Genomic DNA, 14,052 nt, shown 5'->3' on the forward strand with positions numbered 1-14,052 from the left:
GTCTTGCTGGGCTCAGTTGCCCAGAGCGTTGATCTGTTCCAGAACGCCCTCGGGCCATGAGCCAGCGAACTCGCTGCCGAGATACATAGACTGTACCTGATCGCGGAACGCAGCGAGATCGGGTTCGTAGATCTCCATCCCCTGCTCTTTCAGGAAGCTGACCAGATCTTCTTCTTTTTGAAGCTGCTTCTGACGACCTGATTCGGCCGCTGCGTCGGCTGCTTCCTGAACCTTGGCCTGCTGTTCCGGTGTCAGCCCGTCCCAGACTTCTTTGCCGATGGCGATATAGTTCAGGTCAACCAGATGAGACGTCAGCACGATCTGGTTTGTCACTTCATAGAACTTGGCATCAACCACGGTTGGCAATGGGTTGTCCTGACCGTCAACGGCACCGGTCGACAGAGCTGTGTAAACCTCTGAGAACGCCATTGGTGTCGGGGCAGCACCCAGCGCTTTGCCAAGGAACTGCCACGCATCTGTGCCCGGCATCCGCAGGTTCACACCTTCCAAATCGGCTGGCGTCGAAACCGTCAGTTCATCCTTGGGCTGGCGCAGGTTCACCTGGCGGCGACCCAGATACATGACAGACAGCAATTTAACGCCCAGCTCTTCTTCAGCCTTTTGCTTGAAGGCATCCATCAAGGGATCGTTGAAGACAGCCACCTGATGCGCGGCGTCCTGGTGGACATAACCTGCGGTAAATATCGAAAACTCGGGGAAGAACTGTGCCAGCTCCTGCGCCGAGGTGATCGACATTTCCAGGTTGCCCCGGCTGATGGCGTCCAATTCGGTGCCTTGGGCGAAGATGGTTCCGTTATAGCTGGGCTCGTAGCTTGCGAAATCAGCGACCATGGGCGCGAAAACCTCGGCCATGGCGACCGAGCGCTGATCGGTTTCCGACCCCGACGTTGCGAGGCGAAGTTGCACTTTGTCGTCTGCAAGCGCACCACTTGTTGCGCTGAGCAGAACACCGGTTGCAACCAGGGCTGATACAGCAGCCCGGCGGGTAAGTTTGATAATCACTTTGCTCCTCCCTGAGACATCATGATGTTTTGGCGATTCCGAGTTTTGACCTATTTTGGAGATTTTGCAAGATTTTTTATAAAATATCAGATATTTTTATTGCCTGCAATCTCTGTTGCTGCGTTTCCTGAAGGTTTCTTATCCTGACAGTCTCGCCAGTTCTGCAAGAATTCTGAATAGCTTCAATAACTTGAAGCGTTCTGAAACCTTCCCATCCAGACACAATCGGCACAGCTTCGTGCCGAGCTACTTCAACAAAGTGCCTAAGCTGATTGACCAGAGGGTCAGACGCACCCTTCTTCAGCGCGGTCGATGAAATAGGTGTCCACCAATCCCTTTGCACACTCTGGTAACTCCACAATCGAAGATCGGGAACGGACAACGAACCATGAGAGCCACCGATCATGTAGCTACTCTCAGTGGTTGAAGGATAGATTGGATATTCTTGAGACGTCATCTCCCAGCTCCATGGAGCAACGATGCTGTCGGACACACTTATGGTCCCTATCGCTCCGCTTTCGAACGTCAACAGAGCACCGGCAACATCTTCGTTGTCGTAACCCCGCTGCGATGCAGCTGACTGAGCCTGTACGGTCACGACTTCTCCGGCCAGGTACCGCAGAAGATCGACGTCGTGGACCAGATTGACTGAGATAGGCCCCGCACCAGGTTTCTTTCTCCAGGGCGCAGCATCAAAATACTCGTCTGGCTTATAGAACCAGCAATTCGCATGGACAGCGCGCACATCTCCAATCTTCCCATCGACAATGGCCTCCTTAGCCGACCTGATCAGAGGATTGTGTCGACGATGATGTCCGACCATCAGTGGCACATTGGCCTTCTCCGCTGCTTGAACAAGCTCAAGTGCAGCGGTGGCTTCTACGGCGATCGGTTTTTCGACGAGAAGGGGACAACCATGTCGAACACACGTGAGGCCTTGTTCGACATGAAGCGTGGTCGGGGTCGCAAGCACAGCTCCGTCCGGCGTCTGATTTGCAAACATTTCCTCGAGGGTCTCGTAACATGCGACCCCGTGCTCAACGGCGTAAGCACGACCTTCATCGCTGGGGTCGACCACCGCGACGAGATCAACATCGCGCAACGCTCGGATAGCGTCTGCGTGGCGTCGTCCAACAAGACCAATGCCTACAATGGCAATGCGAAAGTTCTTAGACACTTTGCTTCCTTCCGGAGGGTCCGGAAAATCCCGAAACCGATGATTGCGATCGGGCTGCTTTGCCCAACTTTGCCACGACCGTATTGGGGTTTTTGTGATTCCGCAATAATGTATGATATTTTTATTTATACCATACATCAGTTTGGATTGCTGATGTCTCTGAAAAATGCTAATTGAACGAGGAAACTGAGAATATCGGGTGAAACGCATGGCGAAACAGCCGTCTACGATAGGTGCAAGCACCTATCAGCGCATCAAGCGGGACATCATCTTTGGCGAGCTGCAGCCCGGCTCCAAACTGAAGCTGGACGCCTTGAAGGAACGCTACTCGGCAAGCCTTTCGACACTTCGCGAAACGCTGAACAGGCTCGCCAGCGATGGATTTGTCGAAGCTCCCGAGCAACGGGGTTTCCTGGTCACACCAGTTTCACGAGAAGACCTGACCGAGATTGCAGAACTGCGAGTCCTGTTGGAATGCCATGCTTTGGAGTTATCCATTGCGAATGGCGACACGGATTGGGAAGGCAACCTCGTCGCCGCACACCACAAACTGCACCTGATAGAACAGCAGCTTCTCAAGGGTGACGAGTCCGAGAAAGAAGCCTGGAAACGATATGATTGGGAGTTTCATCAAGCGATGATCGAGGCCTGCAACTCCAAGAACCTTCTGTCTCTGCACTCGATCATCTACGACAAGTATCTGCGGTATCAGATGCTCGTGCTGACCTATCGCGGCGAAGCGGCCGTCAAGGAGCACAAGGGCATGTTCGATGCCGCGCTGGCCAGAGACGCCGACACGGCCAAGAAACTGTTGGAAGATCACATCCGAAACGGTCTCTCACATACGCTTGAGGCTATGTAGCTCGCTGTTGTTGCTGCCTATCACCATCACCTGGATCAGCGACACGGGGCCTGATAGGCAAGTTTAATTTCTGTGCTTACCAGATGAATTTCGTAAGCTCATTATTCAACATCCTAACCCCGCTGCATCAGGCAGCCGTTTGAACAGGGACAAGAACGCCAAGCTTCTGCAACCAAGGGTTGCTTTGCACCACCGCAACAAACCGCGCACATCGCCGAAGCGGTTTTATGTGAAGCGATCTCTGGTTGACTGATGGCCGTTCAGAGGAACAAGTACGAAAGGCTGCCTCGCGGACTCTGCGGTCATTCGATTTTCGACCTTCGCTGACGCAGCATGCCTTCGCGGTCGCAGCACACCCCTTATTGCGACGCAGCGCATGTCGCCGAAGCAGTCTTCCATTGGTGCTGAACTGACCCGAACCAATACGGCGCTTTCGCTGTTCCCAGCTCAGGTCTTCGAGACGTGGGACTTTGCCGACACTGGAGTTTCACACTTCGACAATCTACAATTCATAAGTTGGATGACACTCATAGGCTACGTTTTCGCGCACCGTCATATGCGGGAAGAGCGCATAGGATTGGAAGACCATCGAGACTTTGCGATAGGTGGCGGTCAAGTGCGTGACATCTTCGCCACCAACGTGGATCTGCCCATCTGTGGCCATCTCCAGCCCAGCAATCAGGCGCAAGGTTGTGGTTTTCCCACAGCCACTTGGCCCCAAAAGCGTGACCAGTTTGCCCGGATCGATGGCAAGGTCGAGTTTTTTAAGCGCGGTAACCTCGCCATATTTTTTCACGACGCCTTCGAAGCGAACGGAACCTGTTTGATTTTTCATGGGTCTTACCTCACGCCGCCTTGGCGGCTTGTTGAACGCGGTCAGAGCGGCGCAGGCGGCGCGCTCCGACCAGAAGTTGAAGAAGAAGGATGGCCGCGAGCATCGTGATGATCAGCACAGCCGAATAGGCGATCGCGAGACCGAACTCGCCGTTTTCCACGCGCCCCACGATAAAGGATGTCGCCATATTGTGCTTCGCGCTGACCAGGAAGATCACTGCGCTGACAGAAGTGATCGCCCGCACAAAGCTATAGGTCAAAGCAGCCAAAACCGCGGGCCCCATAAGCGGCAAGATCACCCGGCGTACGGTGGTGAAACTGTTGGCTCCTAATGTGATGGATGCTTCATCCAGGCTTGCCGAAATCCGCCAGACTTTCGATGAAGCCCAGCAGGAACGCATTCGCAAGACCCGGACGCATCAGCGGCAACGAGACAAAGCGGAATGTCTGCCAACGATCAGCATCCAGGGTTTGCGACGCTTCTTCCATGCTCGGGCTGACTCCTTGCACGACCCCGATCAGTACGAAGAATGCGATAGGCGTGAAGGACAGAAGTTGTGCGAAATAAATGCCCCAGAAGCCATAGAGCCAGCGCGTGGCCTCCCAACCAAGAAGGTCCGCGAAATACTCAGTTATTGTACCTGTGCGACCGAAGAGCAGGATCACGGCCAGACCAATCACAAAGGGCGGTGTGATAATCGGAAGTACCGTTAATACCCGCAGAAGCTTCTTTGCGCGAAAATCGGTGCGGGTGAAGATCAGAGCAAAAGACAAACCCAGTAGCGTTGTGCCTGCGCCTGTCATGACGGCCAGAAATAGCGAGTTTATGCCAACGCCACAGGACCGATTACTGATCAAGCAACTCAAGTCCCAGATATCGCTACTGAAGAAGCGTGGGAAAACTCTGTCAGGGAATACCCGCCGTCCACTTCAAAGGCACGTACCAAAATGTGGATGACAGGGAAGAAGACGAAGATCGCGACGAGGGCCACAATCAGTCCGATAGTGCTGACAACAAAGGCGTCACCTTGGCCTTTGCCCGATTGCGATAGTGAAATCGTCGCTGCAAACAGGAGGGCCAGTGCACATATTCCAGCGCCTGCACCCATGCCGGGTTGTCCGGCCATAACTGCATCGCTTACGAAAAGGGTCTCGAAAATCCGTGGGCCAGCACGAACGATGATCAAACCTTGCAGAGCGATGAAGGCCAGCCCTGCAACCGCTGTTCCAAGGGTAAGGCGCGCTCGCTTGACCGGTTCATCGATGGCAAACTGAATGACAATTGCAGCCAAAATGGCAAGGCCCGCCGGTGCAAGCCACCATTGACCAGCTAGAATGCTGAAGAGGCCGGTTGCGGCAACGCCATCTGTTATCCAAATCGGGTCAAAGAGGCCGTCTTTGGTCATGTGCCAGGGCAGCAGCACAAAACTGACCAGCCCTATAGCCAGCCATATCAGGACTGTCTTTTTCATGTGTGTTCTCGCGAAAGTAAGGGGATGCCCTGCGGGCAGGGCATCCGTGTCAGCTCGACAGGTTAATTTCCGTCAAGTGACGGGGAGGTGGCGCTATTGCTGCGGGTTGGCGGCGTGTGGCAACCCGCTATGACAGGTGCCCAAAGGTATTCCTCTCCGCCATCGCTCTCGCCGCCACTGTCATATTCTGGCTATGAAACAACAACGAGTCCTGACCCTAGGAAAAACGCTGGCCAATGATCAAGCTATATCTTCTCAAGAATTCAGTTCACTGAATTACAACGTAAGGAATGTCCAAACTCGCAAAGCGCATAATGTTTGGATTCAGCGCGGTCATCAGAGCCAATGTGGAATCCAATCTGTGGAAGAAGGAAACCGCTTTGCGAACGGCCCGAAGCTGTCATTCGAGTATTTTGTTCGATCAATCTCTCGTCTCGTGCGCAAAGCTTGATTGGACGATCGCATAGAGCTCCTCTCATGCTTAAACCGCTTTGTCGCTGATCAGGCGCATCCCAAGGTGGGCCGGCGGCGTTCCGACGGCGCATCCTCCACGCGCGGGATCGCGGACCAGATAAGACATCGCTGCCAAATGCTCGCCTCCGACGAAGAACGCCGGACAGCGATCGGGAGGGGTGCCACCATTCATCCCGTCGTAGCATTCCATCGTCCATTCCCACACGCTGCCGTCGAGATCGACGACGCCTTCGGGGGAAGCAGAAAAGCTGCCTTGGGGCTTGAGCGCTCGTGGGGCCAGGCCTTCAATGAGATAGCTGGATGCCCAGGTTAACGATGGGTCCGTAAAGATTGGATCGGGTTTCTCGGGAAGAACAGCGGCGGCCAAAGAATTCCATTCTTCAGCAGTGGGCAGTCGGAAGGTGTGACGACTCCTCGTATTGATCCAGGTGACATATTGCTGAACGTCCACATAGCTCAGCCCGGTTGCCGGTGTTGTGGAGGGGTCTTGGTCAGGTCGTGCACGCAAGGTCAGCTCACAGGCACGCTCATCCGCGCATCTGTTCCATTCGGTTACGGTGACTTCATACTTTTGCACGTAGACCGAACGCCCGTCCGGCAAAATGACGGCCCGCTCGGCCATCGCGGGCAAATAGGCTGGATCCGGGCCGCGCTGCGTGAGCGCGACCCAAGCGATGCTTGCCGCCGCAAGACCCAAGATGGCGAAACGAAGGGACGTCTTACCAAGTCTTGTCCATGAGTTTGCGGCGGTCGACATCGGTCCTCCTCCTCTCTTAGGTTTCGAAACTGCGCGGTGCGACGACCTGCTCCATGAGCGCGTTGTCCCACTGGCCTTCGACCACCACGTGAGCGGTCGCACCCAGCATCACACCTTCGATCAGGTTGTGGTTGACATAGGCATAGACGCCCGGTTGCTCGAAGGTATACATGGCCGCGACAGCACTGCCGCCACGCACGAACCACGTTTCCATGTCCTGAAGAGGCGCGTCGGTGAACGAGCTTTCCCAGACATAGTTGCCATGCCCGCCGATCAGGTGCGGACGGGAGTCCCGGTTCGCCTGGTTGTGGACCATCAGCACAGACTCACCAACCTTGGCTTTGATCGCGCCTTCGCCGGTCAGAGCACCGACGGCACCGTTGAACACCGAATGAGTCGGGATTAGGCCACGCATCACTTCAAGGCTGTCGGCATAGTCGTCGCCTGCAGACTCGTAGGTGCGATAGTCGCCGTTTTCGTCCTTGGGCAGGTAATAGTCCTGCTCACCGAAATAGGCGATGCTGTCATAGCGCAGCGGGTTGCCGTCCTTGTCCTTCAGGCCATCGCGCGGCAGCACCATGATGGCACCGTTCATGCCATGCGTGACGTGATACGGGATCATGTCACCGCCCGGAGCACAGTGGTACGTGAAGCAACCAGGCTTGGTTGCCTTCCAACGCAGTACGCATTCCTCGCCGGGATAGACATGGGTTAGGCCACCGCCACCCAGGGCACCAGTCGACGCGTGGAAGTCGATGTTGTGCTCCATCATGCTGGAAGTCGGGTTGCGCAGTGTCAACTCCACCATATCGCCCTCATGGACGATGATCAGCGGACCCGGGACAGACCCGTTATAGGTCAGCGCCCAGATTTCGGCACCATTGTCTTCGTCAACGACCATGAGCCGCTCTTCGGTTTCCATGGTGATCTCAACAATCTTCGGACCGCCAGTCGCGACCTGCTCGTGCGCTGGTGCGAAAGGTGGGGGTACGAGTTCCTGCTTCACCCGAGTGTAGCCCGACAAATCAGCAGGCTTGGCAATTGTTGCGGCCTTTTCTTTGCCCGCCACCCGATAGATGTTGTTTGAGACTGTGTTTATGCCATGCAGTTTGGGTGTACGCGATGCAGCCATTGCACCGGCCCCCGTCATTGCAGCGGCACCGGCGAGTACGCTGCCGCGCAAGACGTTGCGGCGGCTGGTTTTCATGAGGCCGGGGTTGATGAACTTGGTCATAATATCCTCCTTGAGGTCGGATGGGTGCAGCGGGTAAGCATTTCGCTGCCGTATCGGGGATCAGAAATTTTCAAGTTGGGCTGTGAAACGCTCCTTCGCTTTTTTGGGAACGCGACCTTCCAGAAAATCTTCGGGAACCTCGACGTCACCCACCACTATGGTCATCACCATGCCCATCGCGTAGTGGGGTTTACAGATCACGCCATAGACACCTTCGGTATCCAGCGTGACTTCGATTTCCTCGTTGATCTTGCCCTTGAAGGGCTCGGCACCATCTGGAAGCATGCCCTTGGCTGTTTCGGCGTTGTGGCCCTTGTCCGATGCAATGAATTTGATCGTGTCGCCCGGAGCAGCCTGGATGAACGTGGGTTCGAAAACCATGCGCTCGCCATCACTGCCATTGTTGAGCATTTGCACCTCGAAGGTTTCCGCGAAGGCGGCACCAGCCAGCAGGGTGGCCAGTGCAACGCCGGTTGTAAGCGTGCGGATCATCGAATTGTCCTTTCCTGAATGATCTCTTGGGCCTGACTCTATCGATTTCCGCGATCTGCAATTTGCGCTGGCACAAGGTTTGCCGCGTTTTCGGGAAACACTGACCATTACGATCTGGTTTTGCGGCTGTGATTGTGCCAAGTCAGGTAAGCAATGACGGAAGCAGCCAAGAAAATATTGCCGCGGCTTGATGAAAGCCTGCTGACGCATTTGCCACCATTCTCAAAACTGGATCGTCGGCAAATCCGCACGATTCTGGATCAGGCCAGTTCACGCCGCTATGAAGCGGGCGCGCATATCTTTGAAGAGGAAAACCCGGCCGATCGTTTCTTCATGTTGCTGGATGGTTATGTCCGAGTGGTGCGGGTTACGCAGACCGGTGAACAGGTCACCGCATTGCATATCCCTGCAGGTCAACTTTTGGGAATTGCAAAGGCGATCGGGCGCAAGACTTATCCGGCCACGGCGGTCACGGCGACGGAATCCATTGCGCTGAGCTGGCCCACCAGACTGTGGGATACTTTCGTCACCGAATATGACGGCTTCGCCACTGAAACCTACAAGACGGTTGGCCACCGTGTAGGAGAAATGAACACCCGTATTGTGGAGCTTGCGACACAACAGGTAGAACAGCGCGTGGCTAACGCGCTCTTGCGTCTGATCAATCAGACCGGTCGCAAGGTGGAGGACGGGATTGAGATTGATTTCCCCATCACCCGACAGGATCTCTCGGAACTTACAGCGACCACCCTGCATACGGTTAGCCGATTGCTGAGCGCATGGGAAAAGCAGGGGTTCGTTGAAAGCAGACGCAAGCGCATTAAAGTATGTGATCCCCACGCGCTGGTCGAACTCGGCCAGGGCTAGCCGTCCGGTCAGGCACAGTTGGAAATTGCGCTCTTCAACTCTTCCAAAAAGGCCGTTTCATCCAGATCGTATTCCAGACAGGCGTCTGAGATGGTGTGAAACGGGTTCACTAGGCATCCGACACATAACATTCCATGCTTTAGGAAAACACGAATTGTCTGCGGCCATTGCGTCATAAGATCCGCAAGCGTCAGGTCTGGATCGTCAATGTTCGGGCAAGGCATTGGGGTTCCTCTCGCCCTCGACTTTAGGCTTGGAACAGTTCCAAACGTTGCGCTGGCGCAAACAGTGCCTTCTTCGCTCGGGCTAGCAATAGGCATCCCGATCTGAAGGAGGCCGACGCATGGCTGAAATCTTAACCAAATCGCGGGCGCGAAACATTTTCTACGGGGGCTCGATCTTTTTCGTCGTGATCTTCGTGGCGATGACCGTCCACAGCCACCGCTACGTGGTTAATACGTCAACCGCAGGCATGGAACTCAGCGAAGAGGTCGTTCTGGGCAAACATGTCTGGGAACGCCATTCCTGCATCAACTGCCATAGCCTGCATGGTGAAGGCGCTTATTTTGCCCCCGAGCTGGGCAATGTGATGACCCGCTGGGACGTCATGGATTCGCCCGAGGACGCCTATGAAATCCTTGATGGCTGGATGAAGGCGCAGCCCTCGGGCGTCGAGGGCCGCCGCCAGATGCCCTATTTCGATCTGACCGAAGAAGAGATGCGCGGCCTTGCTGAGTTCCTTCGCTGGGCCGATCAGACCGACACACAAGGCTGGCCGCCCAATGACGCTGGTTAAGCGGCACGAAGGAGAAATCACATGAAATACCAATCTCAAAAAGTGGCGTACTACTATTTTCTGGCTGCAATAGCCCTGTTTGGCATTCAGGTGCTGGGCGGGCTTCTGGCTGGCTGGGTCTATGTATCGCCGAACTTCCTGTCCGAACTTCTGCCGTTCAACATCATCCGCATGATCCACACCAATGCGCTGATCGTCTGGCTGCTGCTGGGCTTCTTCGGGGCAGCGTACTTCCTCATCCCCGAGGAATCCGAGCGCGAGATCTACTCGGTCAAATTGGCCTATCTGCAACTCATCATCCTTCTGGTTGGGACGCTGGGTGCGGTCGGCTCATATCTGGTCGGCATCCATGGCGGGCGTGAGTTTCTTGAACAACCCCTGTGGGTCAAGTTCGGCATCCTCGTCGCGGCGCTGATCTTTCTGTTCAACGTCTCAATGACCGTTCTGGCAGGCAAGAAAACGGCGATCACTAATGTGCTGCTGATGGGTCTGTGGCTGCTGTCGCTGCTCTGGGTGTTTGCGTTCATCAACCCAGACAACCTGAGCCTCGACAAGATGTACTGGTGGTTCGTCGTGCACCTGTGGGTCGAAGCGACCTGGGAACTAGTAATGGCCGCCATCCTCGCCTTCCTGCTTCTCAAGTTGACAGGCGTGGACCGTGAAGTGGTGGAAAAATGGCTCTATGTCATCGTCGCCACTGCGCTGTTTTCCGGCATTCTCGGCACTGGGCACCATTTCTACTGGATCGGTCTGCCGGGCTACTGGCAGTGGGTCGGCTCGATCTTCTCCACCTTCGAGGTGATCCCCTTTTTCCTGATGATGAGCTTTGCTTTTGTCATGGTCTGGAAGGGCCGCAAGAACCACCCCAACAAGGCTGCGCTTCTGTGGTCGCTCGGGTCGTCCACCGTGGCCTTCTTTGGTGCCGGTGTCTGGGGCTTCCTGCACACACTGCACGGGGTCAACTTCTACAGCCACGGCACGCAGATCACCGCAGCCCATGGCCACCTTGCTTTTTATGGCGCCTATGTGGCGCTGAACCTGGCGGTCTTCACCTATGCGATGCCGATGCTGCGGGGCCGCGCACCCTACAATCAGGTGCTGAACATGGCCTCGTTCTGGCTGATGACCGGCGGTATGGCATTCATGACCTTCGTGCTGACCTTCGCGGGCACCATCCAGACCCATATGCAGAGAGTGGTCGGTGACTATTACATGGATGTACAGGACGCTCTGTCGGTCTTCTATCTGATGCGGTTCGGCGCGGGTGCCGCCGTGGTGATCGGAGCGCTGCTGTTCATCTACTCGATGCTGGTCGTGCGCAAGCAAGAGATCATCACGCCCGGCTCGGCCAGCTCGGTTCCCGGAGAGTAAGCCATGAACATTCAAACTCCTCGGACCCTGCCGTTCTATCAGCCCGTCGCGCGTGAATGCGAGCTGTTCGAGACGGCATATGACAATGGTTTGCCCCTTCTTCTGAAGGGGCCGACCGGCTGTGGCAAGACGCGCTTTGTCGAACATATGGCGGCCAAAATGGGCAAACCGCTTTATACCGTCGCCTGTCATGACGATCTGTCGGCGGCGGACCTGATCGGGCGTTATCTGCTCAAAGGGGGCGAAACCGTCTGGGCGGATGGCCCCCTGACCCGGGCGGTGCGAGAGGGTGGCATCTGTTACCTCGACGAGGTGGTCGAGGCGCGCAAGGATGTCACCGTGGTGCTGCACCCGCTGACGGATACGCGGCGCACGCTGATGATCGACCGCACGGGTGAAGAGCTGGTGGCACCTGCGGCGTTCATGCTGGTGGCCAGCTACAACCCCGGCTACCAGAACGTGCTCAAGCGGCTCAAACCCTCGACACGCCAAAGGTTCCTTTCGATCAGTTTCGATTTCCCCAACACGGAAACCGAGATTGCAGTGGTCGCATCGGAAAGCAGGCTGGAGCCGGGACGTGTTGCGCCGCTAGTCCGTCTGGCAGGCCATATCCGCAACCTTAGCGGGATGGATCTTGAGGAAGGCGTCTCAACCCGCCTTCTGATATACGCCGCCACACTGATGGCTGGAGGTATGGGGGTGACCCAGGCGCTTGAGGCGGCAGTCATCGAACCATTGAGCGACGAGCCGGAGGTGCAGCAATCGCTGCGCGATCTGGTCAGCACAATCTACGGGTGACGGTAATGCACTTGCGCGACCTCATGGAACCCGAAGAGACGGTCGGAAACCTCTGGCACGACATGGCCAGTGGGATCGGGGCTGGCATCACACACCCCGAAGCGGGCGTCACGCTGGCCTCAGTCCGACCCAGCCTTGCCGTTCTCTTCCGCGCGCTCGGCGGGGCACCGGGGGTCGAACTGGCCGAAGTCGCACCAAGTGTCGTGCAGCATCGGCAGGTGATGCGCCGCAAGCTTGGGGCCGAGCGGGATCGCGAATGGGTGGCGCGTTTCGATGGCGAACGGCTCGCATTGCCACCCGTCATGGAAGCCTTCCCCGACCCGGACCTGAACCGTGCTGCCTTTTTCTGGCTGACGGCACTTGCCGCTGTGAGCGAGGCCGGTGCATTCGATCCGGGCGCGCCCGGCCCCGCACGGGATTGTGCGCATATTCGCGCGAATGCAGTGGCTGCGGACAAGGCCTATCTGGCCTGCCCGGGACTGCGGAAGCATTACCTCGCGATGTCTGCGTTTTGTGCGGACTCCCGGTCGGACATGCACCGCCCCGCCCAAGAGGCCGTAATGGAACAAGCGATCCGCAATCAGCTGTGTGGCGAGGCTCCCAAGCTTGATGCCACAGGTGCAGACGCGCGCAGATACATGCCATGCGCGCCTGTCCCGATATGGCTGCGCTTTGAACACCGGTGCACGGGCGGGCAGGCAGCCGACGTTGCCGAAGCCGATCCCGCCGCACCGACACCCAATGCCGCTCTCAGCTACCGCAAGCTGGGCGAGCGCAAAGACCAGGATCAGCAGAACCGCAAGGACAGCTTCATCATTCACCGGTTTGAATCGATCCTGTCATGGGTCGAATCCATGAACATCAACCGCAGCGTCGATGACGACGATGACGAAAACGCTCAGAAGGCGGCTGAGGATCAGGACCGGATCACCCTATCGAAACAGGATCGCAAGGTCGCCACGCGGTTGCGTCTGCATCTCGACCTGTCGCCTGCTGATGCTGATCACGAGGCTCTGGCTGTCAAACACACATACCCTGAATGGAACCACCGGTCGCGCAGTTACATGGAAGATCACTGCCGCGTGCTGGATGCGCCGGCCTTGGCCGATGGAGAAACCTATACACCAAACGAGCGCTATGTCCGCGAAGTCCGCCGCCAATTTGAGGCCCTGCGCCCGCGCCGTGTACTGCAGCCGCGCCAGATCGACGGGGCCGAGCTGGACCTTGACGCGGTCCTGACAGCACGTGCCGACATCTTGGCGACCGGGCGCGGGTCAGATCGTATCTGGCTGGCCGCGCGGCAAATGGATCGCGACGTGTCGGTTGCTTTCCTGATCGACACGTCGCGGTCCACAGAAGCGGCGATCGGCGATACTTGCGTCATCGACGTGGCCCGTGACACAATGGCGGCATTGGCCGCCGGGATCGACGCGGCGGGCGACCGCTGCGGTATCTGGGGCTTTTCATCGCTGCGCCGTGATCGAGTGTTCCTGACTCGTTGCAAGGGCTTCGAAGATCCAATGTCACCGGTGATCACCGCCAACATTGGCGCATTGAAGCCCGGCCACTACACCCGGCTTGGTGCCGCGATCCGCTATGTCAGCGCGCAATTGGCCGAGGAACCGAGCGTCCGCAAACTGCTGATCGTGCTGACCGATGGCAAACCCAACGATCTGGACCACTACGAAGGCCAGCACGGTATAGAAGACAGCCACATGGCCGTGCGCGAGGCCCGCGCGGCGGGCCAGAGCCTTCATGGCGTTGTGATCGACGAAGATGGGCAGGACTGGTTCGCGCGCATTTTCGGGCGCGGTGGGTTTGCCCTTTTGCCGAACCCGGAACGCCTGCTGCGCGCGCTTCCCGACATCTACAGAACACTGACACAGGAGCCCTGA

Annotated in this window: 15 protein-coding genes and 2 pseudogenes; 7 read left to right on the forward strand and 10 right to left on the reverse strand. The window is 56.8% G+C overall.

Features of this window, described 5'->3' with window-relative positions; all coding sequences use genetic code 11:
• Window positions 1-12 precede the first annotated feature (12 nt).
• Together dctP and ACR0EL_RS17310 are read right to left on the reverse strand one after the other, a co-directional pair.
• Window positions 13-1,023, reverse strand: a complete 1,011-nt coding sequence (dctP, locus tag ACR0EL_RS17305) for a TRAP transporter substrate-binding protein DctP (RefSeq protein ID WP_480501317.1) — start codon at window positions 1,021-1,023, stop codon at window positions 13-15.
• 76 nt (window positions 1,024-1,099) lie between these two features.
• Complete coding sequence (locus ACR0EL_RS17310; RefSeq protein WP_480501318.1) at window positions 1,100-2,410, reverse strand: Gfo/Idh/MocA family protein; 1,311 nt, start codon at window positions 2,408-2,410, stop codon at window positions 1,100-1,102.
• Between ACR0EL_RS17310 and ACR0EL_RS17315 the strand changes: the two genes are divergently transcribed.
• Entirely contained in the window at window positions 2,409-3,062 is a 654-nt protein-coding gene (locus ACR0EL_RS17315; protein ID WP_480501319.1) for a GntR family transcriptional regulator, read from the forward strand. The genes ACR0EL_RS17310 and ACR0EL_RS17315 overlap by 2 nt on opposite strands.
• Before the next feature lie 529 nt (window positions 3,063-3,591).
• On the opposite strand, the pseudogene ACR0EL_RS17320 reads toward ACR0EL_RS17315, so the two are convergent.
• The 4 genes and pseudogenes from ACR0EL_RS17320 to ACR0EL_RS17335 form a co-directional block, all read right to left on the reverse strand.
• A pseudogene (locus ACR0EL_RS17320) lies at window positions 3,592-3,897 on the reverse strand (ATP-binding cassette domain-containing protein); the annotation flags it as partial.
• Window positions 3,898-3,907: 10 nt separating this feature from the next.
• Complete coding sequence (locus tag ACR0EL_RS17325; RefSeq protein WP_480501320.1) at window positions 3,908-4,180, reverse strand: hypothetical protein; 273 nt, start codon at window positions 4,178-4,180, stop codon at window positions 3,908-3,910.
• A 61-nt stretch (window positions 4,181-4,241) separates the two neighbouring features.
• Window positions 4,242-4,754, reverse strand: a complete 513-nt coding sequence (locus ACR0EL_RS17330; protein WP_480501321.1) for an ABC transporter permease — start codon at window positions 4,752-4,754, stop codon at window positions 4,242-4,244.
• Window positions 4,755-4,759: 5 nt separating this feature from the next.
• Window positions 4,760-5,368, reverse strand: coding sequence for a hypothetical protein (locus tag ACR0EL_RS17335; protein WP_480501322.1), 609 nt, complete (start codon window positions 5,366-5,368; stop codon window positions 4,760-4,762).
• A gap of 107 nt (window positions 5,369-5,475) precedes the next feature.
• On the opposite strand from ACR0EL_RS17335, the pseudogene ACR0EL_RS17340 reads away from it, so the two are divergent.
• Window positions 5,476-5,565, forward strand: a pseudogene (locus tag ACR0EL_RS17340) (IS5/IS1182 family transposase); the annotation flags it as partial.
• 284 nt (window positions 5,566-5,849) lie between these two features.
• On the opposite strand, the gene ACR0EL_RS17345 reads toward ACR0EL_RS17340, so the two are convergent.
• The 3 genes from ACR0EL_RS17345 to ACR0EL_RS17355 are packed head-to-tail and all read right to left on the reverse strand — an operon-like array spanning window position 5,850 to window position 8,325.
• Window positions 5,850-6,599 (reverse strand): formylglycine-generating enzyme family protein, encoded by a 750-nt coding sequence (locus tag ACR0EL_RS17345; RefSeq protein WP_480501323.1) that lies wholly within the window; start codon window positions 6,597-6,599, stop codon window positions 5,850-5,852.
• Between the two features lie 16 nt (window positions 6,600-6,615).
• Entirely contained in the window at window positions 6,616-7,833 is a 1,218-nt protein-coding gene (gene nirK, locus ACR0EL_RS17350) for a copper-containing nitrite reductase (protein WP_480501324.1), read from the reverse strand.
• Between the two features lie 60 nt (window positions 7,834-7,893).
• On the reverse strand, window positions 7,894-8,325 hold the full coding sequence (locus tag ACR0EL_RS17355; RefSeq protein WP_480501325.1) for a pseudoazurin: 432 nt from the start codon (window positions 8,323-8,325) through the stop codon (window positions 7,894-7,896).
• Between the two features lie 153 nt (window positions 8,326-8,478).
• On the opposite strand from ACR0EL_RS17355, the gene ACR0EL_RS17360 reads away from it, so the two are divergent.
• On the forward strand, window positions 8,479-9,192 hold the full coding sequence (locus ACR0EL_RS17360; protein WP_480501326.1) for a Crp/Fnr family transcriptional regulator: 714 nt from the start codon (window positions 8,479-8,481) through the stop codon (window positions 9,190-9,192).
• Window positions 9,193-9,200: 8 nt separating this feature from the next.
• Here ACR0EL_RS17360 and ACR0EL_RS17365 read toward each other — a convergent pair whose 3' ends face one another.
• Window positions 9,201-9,512: a DUF1858 domain-containing protein gene (locus tag ACR0EL_RS17365; RefSeq protein ID WP_480501327.1), complete on the reverse strand. Its 312-nt coding sequence runs from the start codon at window positions 9,510-9,512 to the stop codon at window positions 9,201-9,203.
• A gap of 23 nt (window positions 9,513-9,535) precedes the next feature.
• Here ACR0EL_RS17365 and ACR0EL_RS17370 point away from each other — a divergent pair, with 23 nt between their 5' ends.
• The 4 genes from ACR0EL_RS17370 to ACR0EL_RS17385 are packed head-to-tail and all read left to right on the forward strand — an operon-like array spanning window position 9,536 to window position 14,052.
• Window positions 9,536-9,988 carry a c-type cytochrome gene (locus ACR0EL_RS17370; protein WP_155147961.1) on the forward strand — a complete coding sequence of 151 codons (453 nt, stop codon included), beginning with the start codon at window positions 9,536-9,538 and terminating at the stop codon, window positions 9,986-9,988.
• Between the two features lie 21 nt (window positions 9,989-10,009).
• Window positions 10,010-11,359 carry a cbb3-type cytochrome c oxidase subunit I gene (locus tag ACR0EL_RS17375; RefSeq protein WP_480501328.1) on the forward strand — a complete coding sequence of 450 codons (1,350 nt, stop codon included), beginning with the start codon at window positions 10,010-10,012 and terminating at the stop codon, window positions 11,357-11,359.
• A gap of 3 nt (window positions 11,360-11,362) precedes the next feature.
• On the forward strand, window positions 11,363-12,157 hold the full coding sequence (locus tag ACR0EL_RS17380; protein WP_480501329.1) for an AAA family ATPase: 795 nt from the start codon (window positions 11,363-11,365) through the stop codon (window positions 12,155-12,157).
• 5 nt (window positions 12,158-12,162) lie between these two features.
• Window positions 12,163-14,052 (forward strand): nitric oxide reductase activation protein NorD, encoded by a 1,890-nt coding sequence (locus tag ACR0EL_RS17385; RefSeq protein WP_480501330.1) that lies wholly within the window; start codon window positions 12,163-12,165, stop codon window positions 14,050-14,052.

This window comes from Ruegeria sp. AH12 (assembly GCF_056541465.1).

What these genes read in the sequence shown, in the direction of transcription:
- ACR0EL_RS17365 (WP_480501327.1), bottom strand. Translation starts at nt 9,512, where the DNA reads ATGCCTATTGCTAGCCCGAGCGAAGAAGGCACTGTTTGCGCCAGCGCA.
- ACR0EL_RS17385 (WP_480501330.1), top strand. Translation starts at nt 12,163, where the DNA reads ATGCACTTGCGCGACCTCATGGAACCCGAAGAGACGGTCGGAAACCTC.
- ACR0EL_RS17355 (WP_480501325.1), bottom strand. Translation starts at nt 8,325, where the DNA reads ATGATCCGCACGCTTACAACCGGCGTTGCACTGGCCACCCTGCTGGCT.
- ACR0EL_RS17315 (WP_480501319.1), top strand. Translation starts at nt 2,409, where the DNA reads ATGGCGAAACAGCCGTCTACGATAGGTGCAAGCACCTATCAGCGCATC.
- ACR0EL_RS17310 (WP_480501318.1), bottom strand. Translation starts at nt 2,410, where the DNA reads ATGCGTTTCACCCGATATTCTCAGTTTCCTCGTTCAATTAGCATTTTT.
- ACR0EL_RS17325 (WP_480501320.1), bottom strand. Translation starts at nt 4,180, where the DNA reads ATGGGGCCCGCGGTTTTGGCTGCTTTGACCTATAGCTTTGTGCGGGCG.
- ACR0EL_RS17370 (WP_155147961.1), top strand. Translation starts at nt 9,536, where the DNA reads ATGGCTGAAATCTTAACCAAATCGCGGGCGCGAAACATTTTCTACGGG.
- ACR0EL_RS17335 (WP_480501322.1), bottom strand. Translation starts at nt 5,368, where the DNA reads ATGAAAAAGACAGTCCTGATATGGCTGGCTATAGGGCTGGTCAGTTTT.
- ACR0EL_RS17375 (WP_480501328.1), top strand. Translation starts at nt 10,010, where the DNA reads ATGAAATACCAATCTCAAAAAGTGGCGTACTACTATTTTCTGGCTGCA.
- ACR0EL_RS17380 (WP_480501329.1), top strand. Translation starts at nt 11,363, where the DNA reads ATGAACATTCAAACTCCTCGGACCCTGCCGTTCTATCAGCCCGTCGCG.
- nirK (WP_480501324.1), bottom strand. Translation starts at nt 7,833, where the DNA reads ATGACCAAGTTCATCAACCCCGGCCTCATGAAAACCAGCCGCCGCAAC.
- ACR0EL_RS17345 (WP_480501323.1), bottom strand. Translation starts at nt 6,599, where the DNA reads ATGTCGACCGCCGCAAACTCATGGACAAGACTTGGTAAGACGTCCCTT.
- ACR0EL_RS17360 (WP_480501326.1), top strand. Translation starts at nt 8,479, where the DNA reads ATGACGGAAGCAGCCAAGAAAATATTGCCGCGGCTTGATGAAAGCCTG.